Annotated in this window: 12 protein-coding genes; 6 read left to right on the top strand and 6 right to left on the bottom strand. The window is 46.6% G+C overall.

Going from position 1 to position 14,981, the window contains the following annotated elements:
- Positions 1 to 134: 134 nt before the first annotated feature.
- The 3 genes from DWB79_RS09060 (at position 135) to rsmG (ending at position 3,117) form a co-directional block, all read left to right on the top strand.
- Positions 135 to 1,610 carry a DUF1538 domain-containing protein gene (locus DWB79_RS09060; RefSeq protein WP_016523740.1) on the top strand — a complete coding sequence of 492 codons (1,476 nt, stop codon included), beginning with the start codon at positions 135 to 137 and terminating at the stop codon, positions 1,608 to 1,610.
- Positions 1,611 to 1,625: 15 nt separating this feature from the next.
- The gene (locus DWB79_RS09065; RefSeq protein WP_016523741.1) at positions 1,626 to 2,267 is read left to right on the top strand and encodes a P-II family nitrogen regulator; all 642 of its coding nucleotides are present in this window, start codon (positions 1,626 to 1,628) and stop codon (positions 2,265 to 2,267) included.
- A 163-nt stretch (positions 2,268 to 2,430) separates the two neighbouring features.
- The gene (gene rsmG / locus DWB79_RS09070; protein ID WP_016523742.1) at positions 2,431 to 3,117 is read left to right on the top strand and encodes a 16S rRNA (guanine(527)-N(7))-methyltransferase RsmG; all 687 of its coding nucleotides are present in this window, start codon (positions 2,431 to 2,433) and stop codon (positions 3,115 to 3,117) included.
- Positions 3,118 to 3,164: 47 nt separating this feature from the next.
- On the opposite strand, the gene DWB79_RS09075 is transcribed toward rsmG, so the two are convergent.
- The 3 genes from DWB79_RS09075 to DWB79_RS09085 are packed head-to-tail and all read right to left on the bottom strand — an operon-like array spanning position 3,165 to position 6,318.
- Positions 3,165 to 3,914 carry a biotin--[acetyl-CoA-carboxylase] ligase gene (locus DWB79_RS09075; protein ID WP_016523743.1) on the bottom strand — a complete coding sequence of 250 codons (750 nt, stop codon included), beginning with the start codon at positions 3,912 to 3,914 and terminating at the stop codon, positions 3,165 to 3,167.
- Positions 3,911 to 4,561, bottom strand: a complete 651-nt coding sequence (locus DWB79_RS09080; RefSeq protein WP_016523744.1) for a 3'-5' exonuclease — start codon at positions 4,559 to 4,561, stop codon at positions 3,911 to 3,913. The genes DWB79_RS09075 and DWB79_RS09080 overlap by 4 nt, the downstream gene beginning before the upstream one ends.
- Positions 4,561 to 6,318: a phospho-sugar mutase gene (locus DWB79_RS09085; protein ID WP_016523745.1), complete on the bottom strand. Its 1,758-nt coding sequence runs from the start codon at positions 6,316 to 6,318 to the stop codon at positions 4,561 to 4,563. Before DWB79_RS09085 ends, DWB79_RS09080 begins: the two co-directional genes overlap by 1 nt.
- A 175-nt stretch (positions 6,319 to 6,493) precedes the next feature.
- Here DWB79_RS09085 and DWB79_RS09090 point away from each other — a divergent pair, with 175 nt between their 5' ends.
- Both DWB79_RS09090 and DWB79_RS09095 read left to right on the top strand, forming a co-directional pair.
- A complete protein-coding gene (locus tag DWB79_RS09090; protein WP_040859630.1) occupies positions 6,494 to 9,349 on the top strand; it encodes a penicillin-binding protein 1A in 2,856 nt (951 codons plus the stop codon).
- A 72-nt stretch (positions 9,350 to 9,421) separates the two neighbouring features.
- Positions 9,422 to 9,913 carry a deoxycytidylate deaminase gene (locus tag DWB79_RS09095; protein ID WP_016523747.1) on the top strand — a complete coding sequence of 164 codons (492 nt, stop codon included), beginning with the start codon at positions 9,422 to 9,424 and terminating at the stop codon, positions 9,911 to 9,913.
- 251 nt (positions 9,914 to 10,164) lie between these two features.
- Here the strand turns inward: DWB79_RS09095 and DWB79_RS09100 are convergent, their stop codons facing one another.
- Entirely contained in the window at positions 10,165 to 10,941 is a 777-nt protein-coding gene (locus DWB79_RS09100) for an exodeoxyribonuclease III (protein WP_040859632.1), read from the bottom strand.
- Between the two features lie 132 nt (positions 10,942 to 11,073).
- On the opposite strand from DWB79_RS09100, the gene DWB79_RS09105 reads away from it, so the two are divergent.
- Positions 11,074 to 12,063 (top strand): hypothetical protein, encoded by a 990-nt coding sequence (locus DWB79_RS09105; RefSeq protein ID WP_016523749.1) that lies wholly within the window; start codon positions 11,074 to 11,076, stop codon positions 12,061 to 12,063.
- Between the two features lie 92 nt (positions 12,064 to 12,155).
- Here the strand turns inward: DWB79_RS09105 and DWB79_RS09110 are convergent, their stop codons facing one another.
- Both DWB79_RS09110 and DWB79_RS09115 read right to left on the bottom strand, forming a co-directional pair.
- Entirely contained in the window at positions 12,156 to 12,647 is a 492-nt protein-coding gene (locus tag DWB79_RS09110; RefSeq protein WP_016523750.1) for a DNA-deoxyinosine glycosylase, read from the bottom strand.
- A gap of 35 nt (positions 12,648 to 12,682) precedes the next feature.
- Positions 12,683 to 14,941 (bottom strand): vWA domain-containing protein, encoded by a 2,259-nt coding sequence (locus DWB79_RS09115; protein ID WP_016523751.1) that lies wholly within the window; start codon positions 14,939 to 14,941, stop codon positions 12,683 to 12,685.
- Between the last annotated feature and the right edge of the window lie 40 nt (positions 14,942 to 14,981).

A 14,981-nucleotide genomic window follows, 5' to 3' on the forward strand; every position in this document is an offset into this window, starting at 1 on the left:
AAAATATCAAGCCTATCGGCTTGTTCTGTAAAGAAATATTTTATCATATCTGCTAAAGTGGATTACGAACCGGTTTTTAGAGGTTTCCACTCGTTTATCCTTATCCCTCGCAAAGAGGAGGCGCTTGAGTCCTCATGAATGTTTTAGCTGAAAAATGTAAAGAAGTTATTTTTTCAGTTTTACCCATTGCCGTGTTAATTTGTATTTTGAACTTCCTTTTTGTGCGGGTTGATTATACTTTTTTTATTCAGTTTTTAATCGGCGTTGTTTTTATCTGCCTCGGACTTACGATATTCCTATTCGGAATAGACATCGGTATTACGCCGATCGGTGATGTGATGGGGCAGTTTATCACTGCGAAAAATAAAATATCGGTGGTTATTATCGGGGCGCTCATACTCGGCTTTTTTATTTCGATTGCCGAACCCGATCTGCAAATCCTCGGCGCTCAAGTTATGCAAGTCACCAAGGGGGCAATCCCGCAAACCACGCTGATTGTTATCGTTTCAATCGGTGTCGCGGTATTTCTTGCCGTCGGATTATTAACTATTGTCTATCATATCCCGCAGCATAAAGCTTTTACTTTCTCCTATGGATTGATATTGCTCTGTTCGATTTTTTCGGTACGGGAGGGCATATCGATTGCCTTTGATTCTTCGGGTGCAACAACCGGCGCGATTACGGTGCCTTTTGTTCTGGCAATAGCAGCAGGTGTTTCCCGCATGAAGAAAAACTCCATCGCATCGGAAACGGATTCTTTCGGACTTGTCGGGATGGTTTCGGCGGGAGCAATCTTGAGCGTACTTGCAATAACCTTGATACGGCAGTTACCGACCTTTGATGACAATTTCAGCATTTCGGAGCCTGCTGCCGGAGCCTCAATCCTTACCGCCATATCCGAAGCACTCAAACATGCAGCCTCTGAATCGGCACTCTCGCTGTTACCGATTGCGGTTATCTTTTTACTCACCGATGTATGTTCGTTACGGTTGAAAAAGAATACCTTGAGCGGAATTATTAAAGGGATGATTATCACCTTTGTCGGCTTAATGTTATTTTTAGCGGGAGTAAAAGCAGGCTTTTTGGATCTCGGCTTTCTGATTGGGCATAAAATCGGAGAGATTGCAAATCTGCCACTCATTTTAATCATCGGGGCTTTTATCGGCTGTGTGGTCATCCTTGCGGAGCCGGCCGTCTATGTATTGACCAAGCAAATTGAAACCGTCAGCGCCGGCTATATTCCGAGAAAGCTGGTACTCATCTTCCTTGCACTCGGCGTGAGTATTGCGACATTTCTTTCTATGCTGCGGATTGTCATTCCCGCATTTCAGCTCTGGCATATTCTATTACCGGGATACATGGTCGCGCTTGCACTTTCGTGGATTGTACCGGAGCTGTTTGTCGGTATGGCTTTTGACGCAGGAGGGGTCGCATCGGGGCCAATGACGGCGACATTCGTACTCTCCTTTGCGCAAGGGCTGGCGGCAGCAACGCCGGGTGCAAACGTACTTATCGACGGGTTCGGTATTATCGCGGCGGTCGCTTTGGCGCCGGTTATCTCGCTGCAAGTGCTGGGATTACTGTTTTATTTAAAACAACGAAATGTGTAAAAAAGGAAATACGACATGACCGCTTTTTCAGTATTGATCATTTTAGTGCCGCATGGGCAAGCGCGGAAAATTATCCACGAAGGCAGGGAGCTCGGCCTCATTGGCGCAACAACACTGCTTGCTCAAGGCACGGTAAAAAGTAAGCTGCTCGATTTTCTCGGCATCAATCAAATCCAAAAGGAATTGATTTTGACGATGGGAGAACATGATAAACTTGCCTCGATTATGGAGGAACTGAACCGGCGCCATCAAGTAACCAGAAAAAATTTCGGCATTGCGTTCATCATTCCGATTACCTATTCAAACAAACATTTCAGCGGAGCACTGCCGCCGGAAACGCAAAAGGAGATACAAGCTATGAAGTCAGCGATTTTTACAATTGTAGATAGAGGACGAGCTAATGATGTGGTGGACGCTACCATAGAAGCGGGAGCACGCGGGGGCACCATCCTTCACGCCCGTGGTTCAGGCGCGAATCAAACAAAGCTGATTTTCGATATTGAAATAGAACCCGAAAAAGAAATTGTCTTAACAATTGTAGATCCCGAACAGGTTGAACCCGTCGTTGCCGCCATCCGCAGCCATAGCGATATTGAAAAGGACGGCCACGGCATCTTATTCGTGCTGCCCATCACCGACGCCTACGGAATAAAATAAACAGTTGGGCAGTTCTAAAAACTGCAAGCCTATCGGCTTTTTCTGTAAAGAATGATTTATTATATCCGCTAAAGCGGATTGCGAAACAGTTTTTAGAGGTGAGCTTTGCTCACCGATTTTCTTTAGATTTAATTTGCAATCGGCATTGGGAGTGCACTTTACAATGGATACACAAAACACGGAACTTTTACAAGCGGGATTAGCCGCATTACATATTGAAGACCGCCAAGGAAAATTGGTAGATATGTTAACGCGATACATTCGCGAACTTGAAACGTTTAATGCCGCATTTAATTTGATAAAGGTACAAAACACTCAAGAGCTGATTATCAAACATATCCTCGACAGCCTTGCGCCGTGGGAAGCGTTAGCGCACCGGCTCGATTCACACAAAAGCGAAGACACCTGTACTATTGCGGATATCGGTTCGGGAGCGGGGCTGCCGGGTATTCCGCTTGCATGTCTGTTTTTACTTAAAGATCCGAGCATTAAATTTACGTTAATAGAGCGGATGCACAAACGATGCGCTGTTTTGGAAAACGTACAAGCCATGCTAGGGTTGACCAATACCTCTGTGCTGGAATCCGAGGCAGAAAAAGCTCCTGCCGATTATTTTGATATTGCCGTATTCCGAGCATTTCGGCCGCTTGACCGCACAATGCTTGCGACCCTGCAAAAACGAATTCGCAGTACCGGTATCTTAGCTGCCTACAAGGGAAAACGCACCGCAATTGAAGAAGAGATGCAAGCTTTGGGCGCTTATAAACCGGACTATCAGGTGATACCGGTACAAACACCCTTTTATGACGCGGAACGGAATCTCGTTATCATCCCCAAAGAAAAACTTTAGGACGCCTCTTAAAATACGATCTGTTTTTAACGGCTCCTGTAAACTGATTAATAGATCAATTCACCTGAATAGTACCGGCGTTCCTTATCCTCTTCCGTAATGCACAGCGCTCCGTCCGGCGCGATACCGGTAAGAATACCTTCGACGACGTCGTTCTCCTGTTGCCCGCGCATAAAGCGTACTACAGAACCTCGCTTCCAAAGCCGGTGGCTGATTTCCTCGTTCCAATCGCGGCGGCTAAGACATTCCTGTATTTGAGTCAGCAGCGCAGGAATAAACACTTCAAACGTGGGGCATTTGTCGGCGCCGATGATCATTGCAAGCGAAGTTGCCGTGTGTTCTATACTGCGCAAAAAAGCTGTTTGAAGCAGGTTAATACCGACACCGGCAAGAACACAGCCGCCCGCACTTTCGCACAGGATGCCGGCAGCTTTTTTCCCATTGATAAAGATATCATTCGGCCACTTAACGGCAGTCCGCACACCGGAAGGCAAAAACGAATCGAGTGTTAAACTTACTGCCAGCCCTATCCGCAGCGTAAAATCGGTGGATGCAGGCTGCCTCAAAATAAGCGTACCAAGCAGGTTTTCCCCTGCAGGAGAAAGCCATTGCCGACCGGACATGCGGCCTCGCCCCTCCGTCTGATAACCGGCATAGATGAATGTTCCGTCCGGACAACCGTCCGCAAGACATTCGCGGGCAGCTTGCAATGTAGAATCGGTACGCGCGTAATAATATACAGGTGCCTTAAAAGGATTTGTGATTGAGGTTGTTTCTCGTTTTTGTTGCGGTATCAAAATAAACTCCGTGAATAATCTTTCTCTTTTTGCTCCGTTTCGGGAGCTAACAGGCTTGTAGCATCCGTTTCTGCACGGATTTTTTCTACAAGCTCGGGATTGTTTTTTAAAAATCTGCTTAAAATCTTTTCAAAAAGCTCCATACAAACGCGAGCATCATCTTCGGCGCGGTGAGCTTCCAGCGCCGTAATGCCGAACTGCACGGCAAGATCCTGCAATGCATAGCTGGAAAGTCCGGGAAATACTTCCTTTGCAAATATCCGCGTATCGACGGCTTTATTGGTTAAAGTCGGTTTTCCAGCGCGCTTTAACTCCGCATTAACATAGTTAATGTCAAACGGAGCATTATGCGCAACTAAAACACCGGTACCGATAAAATCGAAAAAGTCAGGAAAAACATCGGCAATCAACGGCTTATCCTTCAACATCTCATCGGTGATTCCGTTTACCTTGCCTGCCTCCTCCGGCATCGGCATTTCAGGATTGATAAGCACATTGTACCGGGCAATGACACCGCGCCGATCGAACTTTACCGCACCGATTTCGACAATTCGCCCCGATGAGGGATCAAGACCGGTTGTTTCGGTATCAAAAGCGATAAAGGCCGCCGTGTCGTATACGGCAGCCAACCAATCATAACTCGTCATTAGACAAGAGTGTCCAGTGCTTGAGCAAAAATTTTAACCTGCTGTTCCGCTTTGGTCTGAGCAGCGGCAACATCCTTACCCTGTACCGGCTGCGGGTGGATGATATAAAACTTGATCTTAGGTTCGGTACCGCTCGGACGGACACTGATAATTGTTCCGTCTTCAAGATAATACTGCAGCACATTACTTACCGGAAGATGTACTGTTTCTTTCTTATCGGGAGTAAGCGGATTATAGGAACATGATTGATCGATGTCGCGGATGGTGAGAACCTTTACACCGGCAATATCCTTTAATGCGGAAGTACGGAGTTTTATCATCATATTTTTCATAATTTCTACGCCTTCCGCACCCGGGAACACCTTGTTGATGGTTGTTTCGCAGAAGCAACCGTACTGTATAAAGAGTTCGTCTAAACGCTCTAACAAGCTCTTCCCTTGTTTACGCCAATAAAGCGACATCTCGGCGCAAAGTGCGGAGGCTGCAATTCCGTCTTTATCGCGGATTTCCATCCCGAAATTATAGCCGTAGCTTTCCTCAAAACCATAGATATAATGATACCCTTGTTTGGTAATCTCGTCAGCCTTATTGCAAATCCATTTAAAACCGGTTAGGCATTCAAAGGATTCAACTCCGTAACCTTTTGCGATGCGGTCGCACAGGTGGGACGTTACAATAGAACGAACAATAGCAGGTTTTGCCGGCATAACACCGAATTCTTTTGCAGTTAGGCAGAGGTAGTCGGTAAAAAGAGCACCCATCTGGTTGCCGGTGATAAGGTGCATCTTTCCGGTGCTGTCTTTTACCGCCGAAGCGAAACGGTCAGCATCAGGGTCGGTTGCCATTAAAATATCGGCGCCTTCTTTTTCCGCCAATTCAATCGCCATTTTAAGCGCAGCCGGGTCTTCGGGGTTAGGGTAGCTGACTGTTGGGAAATTTCCATCCGGCTGACGCTGTTCCGGCACGGTGATGATGTTAAAGCCCATATCGCCGAGTACTTTTTCGACATGCATCGCACCGGTACCATGCAGCGGGGTGTAGACAATTTTTACGGACTTGGACATTTCTTTAATAAGATCACCGCGGTGCAGCTTGGCTTTAACGCTCGCCCAGTATTTTTCGTCTATCTCTTTATCGATGATGATGAGTTTACCGTTCTTAATTGCTTCGTCGCGGTTCATCATGTTAATTTTCTTAACCGTGTTTACTTTGTCGATAATGCCCTTATCGTGGGGTGGAATAACTTGCGCTCCATCATTCCAATAGGCTTTGTATCCATTATACTGCGGCGGATTGTGAGAAGCGGTAACAACAACGCCGGTATCGCAGCCAAGCTGCCGGATTGCATAGGAAAGCTCCGGTGTCGGACGCAATGCCGAAAACAAATAGACCGTAAAACCGTTCGCTGCAAAAATGAGGGCGGTTGCCTCTGCAAACACATCCGAATAGCGGCGCGAATCGTGGGCAATAACGGCTTTTAATGTTCCGCTCTTTGCCTTTTCGGGGAAGGTTTCGATAATATAGTCGGCAAGTCCTTGAGTCGCCTTTTTAATCACCATAGGATTCATCCGGTTTGTTCCGCCGCCGATAATCCCGCGCAAACCACCGGTTCCGAATTCCAATTGACGGTAGAAGCGGTCAAACAGCTCTTTCTCATCGTTCTTTGCAATGAGCGCTTCTACTTCTTTTACGAATGCCGGATCAGTTTCTTCCGCCATGTACTGCTTTGCATAGGTCAGAATGGTATTACTATCCATGATCGAGTCTCCTCTAATAATCAACGTTCGGATATTTTCGACAGGGATCTAAAAATTCAAATCGTTTTCATATCCCGCTATCTATTTAGTGTAACCTTTTTTTATAGATTACGCAAGGTAAATACTTCACGGGTATATGCTTGAAAAAAAAATGATTTTGTGCTTTTATAGGCACATGCGCGGACGTACCGTCTTTTTATATATTTACCTTATTATTGTTTTTACCGTGCTTGCTGCAGGTTCGGCGATGCTGGGCTACTTACTGGCAGAAACGGCTGCCGTAAAGCAAAGTGAACAATTTACGGCTTTTAATCCCGATTTACCAACCCGGATACTTGATATACGCGGAGACTTAATTACCGAATTCTCTTCCAACGAGAAACGGGAAATTATTAAGTTTGAACAGATACCGCCTGCATTGATTAATGCGCTCCTTGTACGCGAAGATCGCAGCTTTTATCAGCACCGAGGCTTTACCTTAAAGGCGATTTTCCGTGCTGTTATCGGCAAGCTTACCCACAGAACACTCGGCGGCGGAAGTACCATTACACAGCAAATAGCAGGGCTTTTGTACTGTGACCGTACCGATATGAGTATTTCGCGAAAGGTAAAAGAACTGTGGTGGGCGGTTCAAATGGAACGCCGATACTCAAAAGACGAAATTCTCGAACTCTATTTGAATAAAGTCTATTTCGGCGGAGGTACCTACGGCGTCAGCGCTGCCTGTCGTTTTTATTTTGGACACTCCGTAGCGGAAATTACCCCTGCGGAAGCAGCGATACTGGTTATTCAGCTGTCAAACCCCGCCTATTACAATCCTTTTGAATACCCGAACCGCGTACAGGAACGCCAAGGTTACATCCTCGACGAGATGGTTAGGCTCGGTTATCTCACTAAAGAGGAACGAGACGAGTCCTACGATGAGTATTGGGCTCATTTCGATTATACCCGAACCGCTTCGTCCGCATGGTTTAACCGCGAAGATAAAGCCCGCTGGTTTTCCGAATATGTACGCCGCCAGCTTGAAACGATGATGTACGGCACGATGGATTTTTATTCCGATGGATATATTGTACATACCACTTGCGACCTGCGCCATCAAGCAGCAGCTGAAAAAGAGATGGGAGACTATATCCGCATTGCCAATAGCCGCGTAAGAAATACCCGTTCGCACCGATTTGCACAGAGCGAACTGTACAGCAACATCACTGCGCTCGTTTCACTCGCCTTTAATATTCCGGCACTCCATATCGATTCCGAACGGGTGCAAGCAAAAACCCTTTCCTACTATCGCAGCAATTTAAATCCTATTGTAGATATGTCGGCAATGCTCTTCGGTTTAAACAATCTCAAAATTACCGGTACAAAAAGTACGGCTAAGGTTCAAGATGAGCTTGCAAGAAAAACAGTTGAGGGAACGCTCATCTGTTTGGAAAATAATACCGGATACATTACGGCGCTCGTCGGTGGAAGTAAATTCGACGAATCGAATCAGATGATTCGGGCGACACAGGGGCGCGTCCAACCGGGAAGTTCATTTAAGCCTCTTCTGTATTCCGCAGCCTTCGACACCAAATTGATTACACCGGCAACCGTGCTGGAAGATACACCGCAGGTATTTCAAAACCAGAGCGGCGTTCCATATATCCCCAATAACTATGCAGGGCATTGGCAGGGTACTGTTCTCGCATGGAGAGCGCTTGCAAAGTCTCTGAATATTCCGGCAATTAAGGTACTCGATACAATCGGTTTTGATGCGGCAATCACCCGCTCAGCAGCGCTGCTCGGCATCACCGATCCGGACGAAATCGACCGCACGTTCCCGCGGCTATATCCGCTCGCGCTCGGTGTTATCAGCGTTGCACCCGTCCAGATGGCAAAGGCGTTTGCCGTCTTTGCAAATCAGGGGCGGCGGGTTGACCCAATAGCCATCCGAACCGTCGAAAACCGCAACGGCACCATTGTGATGGATCCCGAACGGGATTTACGGTTGGATCAGCGGCGGCGAGGAAATGCGATGCAGGTTATCAGCCCCCAAAATGCCTATCTTATGACTTCGGTACTAAAGAGAACGGTTACTGAAGGGACACTCGCTTATGCTTCAAGCAGCGGTTCAAAGTTCCGTTATAAGGATAAGAAAACCGGTAAGTATTTTTCTATGCCTGTTGCGGGTAAAACCGGTACGACCCAAAACTGGTCTGACGCATGGACAATCGGTTTTTCTCCGTATTATACTGCCGCCGTTTGGTTCGGGTATGACAAAGGAGGTCAGTCGCTCGGTCTTGATAACACGGGGGCGACACTTGCAGGACCGCCGTGGGCAAACTTTATGAAGGCAATCCATGAAGATATGCCGTATCGGGACTTTATTCGGCCTGAAACAGGATTAACTGCCGTTTCGGTTTGTTCAAAATCCGGAATGTTGCAAACGCCGTACTGCAACGAAGGAACAGTGTCGCTCTACTTTTTATCCGGTACAGAACCGACAGAGGCGTGTACTTATCATGAAGCAAACAATGTACTGCTCGAAATTGCAAAAGACCGTCTACGCAAAAGCAATTACAGTACCGGACAAGCGCCGGTCGACATTATTAAAACGGATGTACTCATTGACCCGCGTATTTTTGAAGACCCTGAACCGAGCAAACAAAGACGGAGGGGAAATACTTCCTATACGACAGATTCATCTATAACCGGCGATCTTACAGTACCTTCCAGCTCAGACAGCATTTTTGAATCTAACCCATACTTACGCTCAGGTGAAGATGAGACATCCGAAAATCAGTCTTCGACGTTGACTCCTCAGCAAGAACAAAATGCAGCAATTCAACAGGGGCAGACTTCGGGAACATCAGGAGTGGGCAATACGTTGCAGCCGCCGATTCCTCAAACACATTTGGAAACGATCGACGAGGGAACCCCTTTACCGTCTTTCCCGCCCTTAGAAACTGCCCCTTCCGGCGCCGAATCCGAAACACAGGAACAGGACAATGGAACAATACAGGATGAAGGTATTAACCCGTGGCTATAAGGGAGTTTTCACAAAGGAGCAGATAGGACACAAACGCAAGTCGCATACACGTGTCTTATAAAAGGATAAAACATGAGTGAACAACCGTACGTCCGCCCAACTTGGGATGAATATTTTATGGAAGTGTGCCGTGCAATTGCAAAACGTGCGACCTGCGATCGAGGCAGATCCGGTTGCGTTATTGCGCGGGATAACCAGCTCTTGGTTACCGGCTATGTGGGCGCTCCTCGCGGGTTACCCCATTGCGATGACGTAGGGCATCAATTTAAAAAGGTGCAGCATGAAGACGGTTCCATCAGTCAACACTGTGTCCGTACCGTTCATGCAGAGCAGAATGCCATTTGCCAAGCGGCAAAACGGGGTATCAGTATCGACGGCGCAACGCTCTACTGCAAAATGACCCCGTGCCGAACGTGTGCAATGCTGATTATCAACTGCGGTATCAAACGGGTTATTGCCGAAAAACGGTACCACGATAGCGCCGACTCAATCGAGATGTTCAAACAAGCAGGGGTTACGCTCGAACATCTGAATGATACTATTGAAGAATATCAAGGCCAATAACTCTTTTGAAAATAGACGGCGCATCTACTGCGTCGCATTGCCAAAAACGTACAAGGAAGTACATTTTTCATCACAACATCGCAAATTAAGTCTAAGGAAAACCGGTGAGCAAAGGGCATCTTAAAAAACTGCAAGCCTATCGGCTTGTTCTGTAAAGAAATTCATTAACTTGTCCGCCTTGCGGACTGCGAATTAGCTTTTAGAGGTTCCCATAAGTATTATACACGAGATCTCAAACATAGCCTGCCGCATTATTCCTTATACACTAACTTGATGGGACAATGGTCGGAACCCAATACATCCGCTTTAATTGATGATTCGCAGATATTCGGTAAGAAAGCGTTGTCTACACAGTGATAGTCTATTCTCCATCCGATGTTTTTCTCGCGGGCATGAAAACGATAGCTCCACCACGTATATTGATGCGGTTCCGCACAAAAATGCCGGAAGGTGTCGGTATATCCTGCCTGCGTAAAGGTATCCATCCATGCCCGCTCTTCGGGCAGATAACCGGGGTTTTGCTCGTTTGCCTTTGGGTTGGCAAGATCTATAGGGGTATGAGCGATATTGTAGTCTCCGCACAGTACAATATGCCGACCTTCCTTTTGCAGTGCATTACAAAACTCAAGCATCGCTGCGCAAAAATCGAGCTTATAGCCGAGCCGCGCTCCTCCTTCTTGAGAGTTGGGAAAATAGGCGGAAATAACCGATACCGTTTCGAAATCGGCTACAAGCACTCGTCCTTCATCGTCAAAAGCAGAAATGTTCATCGTACGGATATTGAGCGGTTCTTTTTTGCAGAATACGGCAGTTCCCGAATAGCCCGGTTTTTTGGCTGCCTGCCAGTATGTTTTATAAACTCCCTCTTTCCAAACAGGGTTGATCAGTTCCGAAGTCAGCTGCTCTTTACGAGCTTTTGTTTCCTGTAAACAAAGTATGTCAGGATTTTCGGTATAAAGCCATTCCAAAAACCCTTTTTTTTGTGCGGCGCGAATGCCATTTACGTTCCATGAAATAATTGAAGTCATAATCGGTATATGCCATAAAATCGTAAAATATGCAATGCGGTACATCAATTCGGCATAAAGAGAATGGGTTAAACTGCCGATATAAGCGTAAGAGGGCATCGTAGATATGCAATGCCGTTAAGGAAGAGGAATATGTCAGCAAAGAAAATAGTCTCAATAGTAGTCGCCGCCGTTTTATTCGGAGTATGGTGTTTTGCCGCCGAAACGGATACTGAAAGCAAATCTTTTGATGCGGATGTTGCAATCCGATTTTACGATCGCCGCGTATATTATCCCGGAAACGATGGAACGGAACCTATTTTTGTAAAGGTTTCCATTACCAATAAAGGGAGCAAACCGTTGCGGTTTAAACTGGCAAACGATCGTATGTTTAGCATTGATTTTTCGGTATTAAATACCAAAAACAAGAGCCTTGCCCATACTGAGCCGTGGATTCGGAAACGGAATACCAATCAGCAGATTTATTTCCGAGAAATTACGATAGAGACCGGGGAAACGTATGCCTTTGTTGAGAATGTAAAAGATTATATTACGATTGAAAGTCCGGGCGCATATATGCTTTCTGCCAATTTTTATCCTGAATTAAAACGCCTCAGCGATTCTTCAGAGATGCATGTATCTTCCAATAGACTCGGGCTTGAAATAAAGCCTTCTCCTTCGGCTGCTGCCCTTGGAGCCGTTCCGATCGCCTCTGTTTCACGGGAAGTGCTTCAGCCTCAGCCGATCTCCCCCGACAAGGTTATCAGCTATATGCTGACTGCCCGCCAAAAATCGCAGTGGGATCAATTCTTCCTATATCTTGATATTGAACGTATGATTGCCCGCGATCCGATACGGAGCCGCAGATATAAAGCGGAAGCAGAAGCTGGACGTATCAGTATGATCGACACTTATAAGCACGATCTTATGCAGTCGCGTACCGATAAAGACATCGCAATGATTCCGGTAGAGTTTACCATCGAGCGGACAACTTACAGCACGACTGAAGCGGAGGTTACGGTTATCGAATGGTTCGATTACACCAGCTTTCGCGAAAAGAAGCGCTTTACCTATAACCTTGCCTCCCGTGATGACATTTGGACGGTTTACGATTACAGCGTAGATAACCTCGGAACCGAGTAAGCAGAATAATATAGGCTGGTAATTTTGCGAATGCATTAGCTCTGTTGATAGGGCATTCGTGCCGTGGCGGTGCAGAAGTGTTAAAAAACGACCTAATGTATTCGCCCTGCTTCCGGCAGTATTTGTTTCCATGCGGCTAAAAGCTCTGCAAAGCTGAACCGTGCATTTGCAGGGCTGGTAGACGGGAGCTTAATAGCCGAAATTCCAATGTGTTTGATACATACTTCGTACGCTTTCGTACCGTTTGCAAAGACTGCTTGGATCGGCGCTTCTTGGAAAATACTGCTTAAATCCGCCGGTATGATGGACTGTATACTTGCATCGGCAGATCCGGTAATTGTACAGGCGGTAACGGCATCATACAGCGCAATATGATGGCGCAACAGCATCTCTCTTTTTTCTTTTATTGAATGAGGCTCTGCCTCGTCCAGCAAAGCGGCAAGAAGCGGCCAAAATCTGTTCCGTGGATGACCATAGTAGAATTCCTGCATACGGGATGCGGCAGAGGGAAAAGAACCTAAAATAAGAATACGCGATTTGGAGTTATATACCGGCGGAAAGGGATGAACAATTCTTTCAGTCATAGGATGATTGCGGGGCTATACGCCCCGTTTTTTAGCTAGCGATCTTCAGTGTAATTAATCGACGTAAGGAGCGTATTCAACCTAATCATCGGGTCTTCATAGCCTCTAAACGTAAACGTAACATGATAGCCTTTCTTAGACACCGCTGTTATGTCTCGCCCGATGCAGGGATAAATCGTATTCGATGTTTCGTATGGGAAATACTCGGGTTTTAAAATCGAAACACGATAATCATTACCGTCATACTGTACTTGCGCAAGATTGGCAGGGAAAGGTACTAGAAAGATTAAAAAATCATCGCTCTTGCTGCCGCCGATGCTAAGGCGGGTGCCTGACTTCATTACGTGAATATTTCGTTTTCCAATTAGTGTGGTTTGGTTATAGACGAAAAGCTCTGTCATTCCCGACTGCGAAGGCTTTGTACTGACCCTGCCGCTATAATAGCCGTGATTCAATCCCGGACGGCGGTTGAGATGGGTTTCTGCGCTGTTTAACAAGGCAAAACGCCCTTCGGCAGCACGGGATCGTTCTTGTGCAAGGTGATCAAATTGTGCTGCTGTTTCGGTTTTAGTTGCCGCAGTCGCTGCCGCTGTTTGTGAACCGAAGGTATTCAGGGTGTCGCGCGGATCGGTTTTATTTCCCAGCTGTTCGGGATAATATTTTGTTTGGGAAGCGGTAAGCGCTTCTCGCTGGTTCCTATTAAAATCGGTTTGTTGAACAGTATTGCTTTGCTGTCTTAAATCCGACTGTTGTCCGACCATCCGTGCGGCATATTTAACCGGTTCAGAAGCTCGGCGGCGAAGTATAAATATGATTAACAGCAGGATAAGGATAAATACCAGCGCGGCGAGTAGAATCCATAGAAGATTACCCTGCAGCAGTGACTGCATGAATGTCGGTTTAACGGTGAGTAATACGGCTGCCGCTTGGGAAAATGACTTATCTTGTTGTGCAAGGTCAAGCCGTATATCGGTACGGTGTTTCCCTTCTCTCCGTAAGCTGTCGGGCAGTGCAATCCGTATGGTAAGTTCGCTTTTACCTTCGGGAGGAATACGAACAATGATATTTTCCAGTTGCTGCTTTTGTGTTTCACTGCCGGTTGTCAAAGAAACACTTTGTAATTGTATTTCAACAGGTTCTGTCGCTTCATTAATAATAGTGAGCGGCAGTTCGGCGGTATTACCTGAGGTTTCTATACGTTCGGGAAAGATAATGTGCGGAATAGGGAATGCCGTGTCATTGAATTCCACCTCGCCTTCTTCCGGCAAACTGCTCGGTTCAATACCAAGGTTTTCCGTAAAGGCCTGCGACACATCGGTGTATTCTTTCGCTCCTTGTCCGGCGGAATCGCTACCTGTGCCGGTTCCCTGTCCGCCGGTTGCCGATACGGCATTTTGCCCTGCCATATTCGAACTGTCTGTTGTACCCGCCTGATTTTGAGCGTCTATGGTATTGCCGGTAGTGGAATTGGAATCCGCTGTGGCAAATGAATCGGTTACACCTTGCACGGTATTTGATCCGGAAGAAGCGGCAGCCGGACTATCGGTTCGTCCTGTTGCTTTGTTTTGTGCATTCGTGCCGATATCAGATGCGTATCCTTTCTGCCCGTTCGAAGTACTGCCTGTGCTGCCGGAAGCTGCACCCGAAGAAGATACTGCACTATCGACTCCTGATCGATCAAGCGAACCTGTAGCATCCAGCTTACCTGCATAAAAAGCTCCGTCCAAGTCCTTAATGACCGCATCGGAGGGGAAGGGCAGTTTTACATAATATACCTTCCAGCCATGCGCACGGATGGAGGCAGAAATCTTGGCTAATTCAGTCTTTACCTGTTCACCGGTATAGTCCCGGTATGGGCTTGATGCAGGAGGATTAAAAATACCGTCCGAAATAACAATAAGAATTTTTTCCTGCTGCGAAGGCAGTCTCGTCATATATTGACCGGCAAAATTAATACCGGATAAAAAATCGGCGCTTTGCCCCAGCTGATACAGAAGCATAAAACGGGAAACAACGCGGGATAGATCCGCTTCGGTATTGATTTTCTGTGACATTTCATACTGAGGAATCGCACTAAATGAGATAAGATGAAAGGAGTCCCCTATGCGTACAAATTTTGAAATGATAGATTGTAGTACACGCTTGTTGATAACCTCGTAATAGGGTAACACGGTACCGGAAGTGTCCATAAGGACGATTACATCGGCTGCATCCTGCCGAGTTGTCTGGGCATTCAATGTAGATGTAATTAAAAAGAAGACCGCTGCGGCAGCGAAAATCCTTATTTTTTTCATTATGTACTCCCCTTTACTGGTATCTAAAAAGAGCCTCTAC

Source organism: Treponema medium (genome assembly GCF_017161265.1).
Classification (GTDB): Bacteria; Spirochaetota; Spirochaetia; order Treponematales; family Treponemataceae; genus Treponema; species Treponema medium.

Bases quoted from the DNA above. Each gene is read 5' to 3' on its own strand.
- DWB79_RS09060 (WP_016523740.1), top strand. From the start codon at position 135: ATGAATGTTTTAGCTGAAAAATGTAAAGAAGTTATTTTTTCAGTTTTA.
- DWB79_RS09065 (WP_016523741.1), top strand. From the start codon at position 1,626: ATGACCGCTTTTTCAGTATTGATCATTTTAGTGCCGCATGGGCAAGCG.
- rsmG (WP_016523742.1), top strand. From the start codon at position 2,431: ATGGATACACAAAACACGGAACTTTTACAAGCGGGATTAGCCGCATTA.
- DWB79_RS09080 (WP_016523744.1), bottom strand. From the start codon at position 4,561: ATGACGAGTTATGATTGGTTGGCTGCCGTATACGACACGGCGGCCTTT.
- DWB79_RS09085 (WP_016523745.1), bottom strand. From the start codon at position 6,318: ATGGATAGTAATACCATTCTGACCTATGCAAAGCAGTACATGGCGGAA.
- DWB79_RS09090 (WP_040859630.1), top strand. From the start codon at position 6,494: ATGCGCGGACGTACCGTCTTTTTATATATTTACCTTATTATTGTTTTT.
- DWB79_RS09095 (WP_016523747.1), top strand. From the start codon at position 9,422: ATGAGTGAACAACCGTACGTCCGCCCAACTTGGGATGAATATTTTATG.
- DWB79_RS09100 (WP_040859632.1), bottom strand. From the start codon at position 10,941: ATGACTTCAATTATTTCATGGAACGTAAATGGCATTCGCGCCGCACAA.
- DWB79_RS09105 (WP_016523749.1), top strand. From the start codon at position 11,074: ATGTCAGCAAAGAAAATAGTCTCAATAGTAGTCGCCGCCGTTTTATTC.
- DWB79_RS09110 (WP_016523750.1), bottom strand. From the start codon at position 12,647: ATGACTGAAAGAATTGTTCATCCCTTTCCGCCGGTATATAACTCCAAA.
- DWB79_RS09115 (WP_016523751.1), bottom strand. From the start codon at position 14,941: ATGAAAAAAATAAGGATTTTCGCTGCCGCAGCGGTCTTCTTTTTAATT.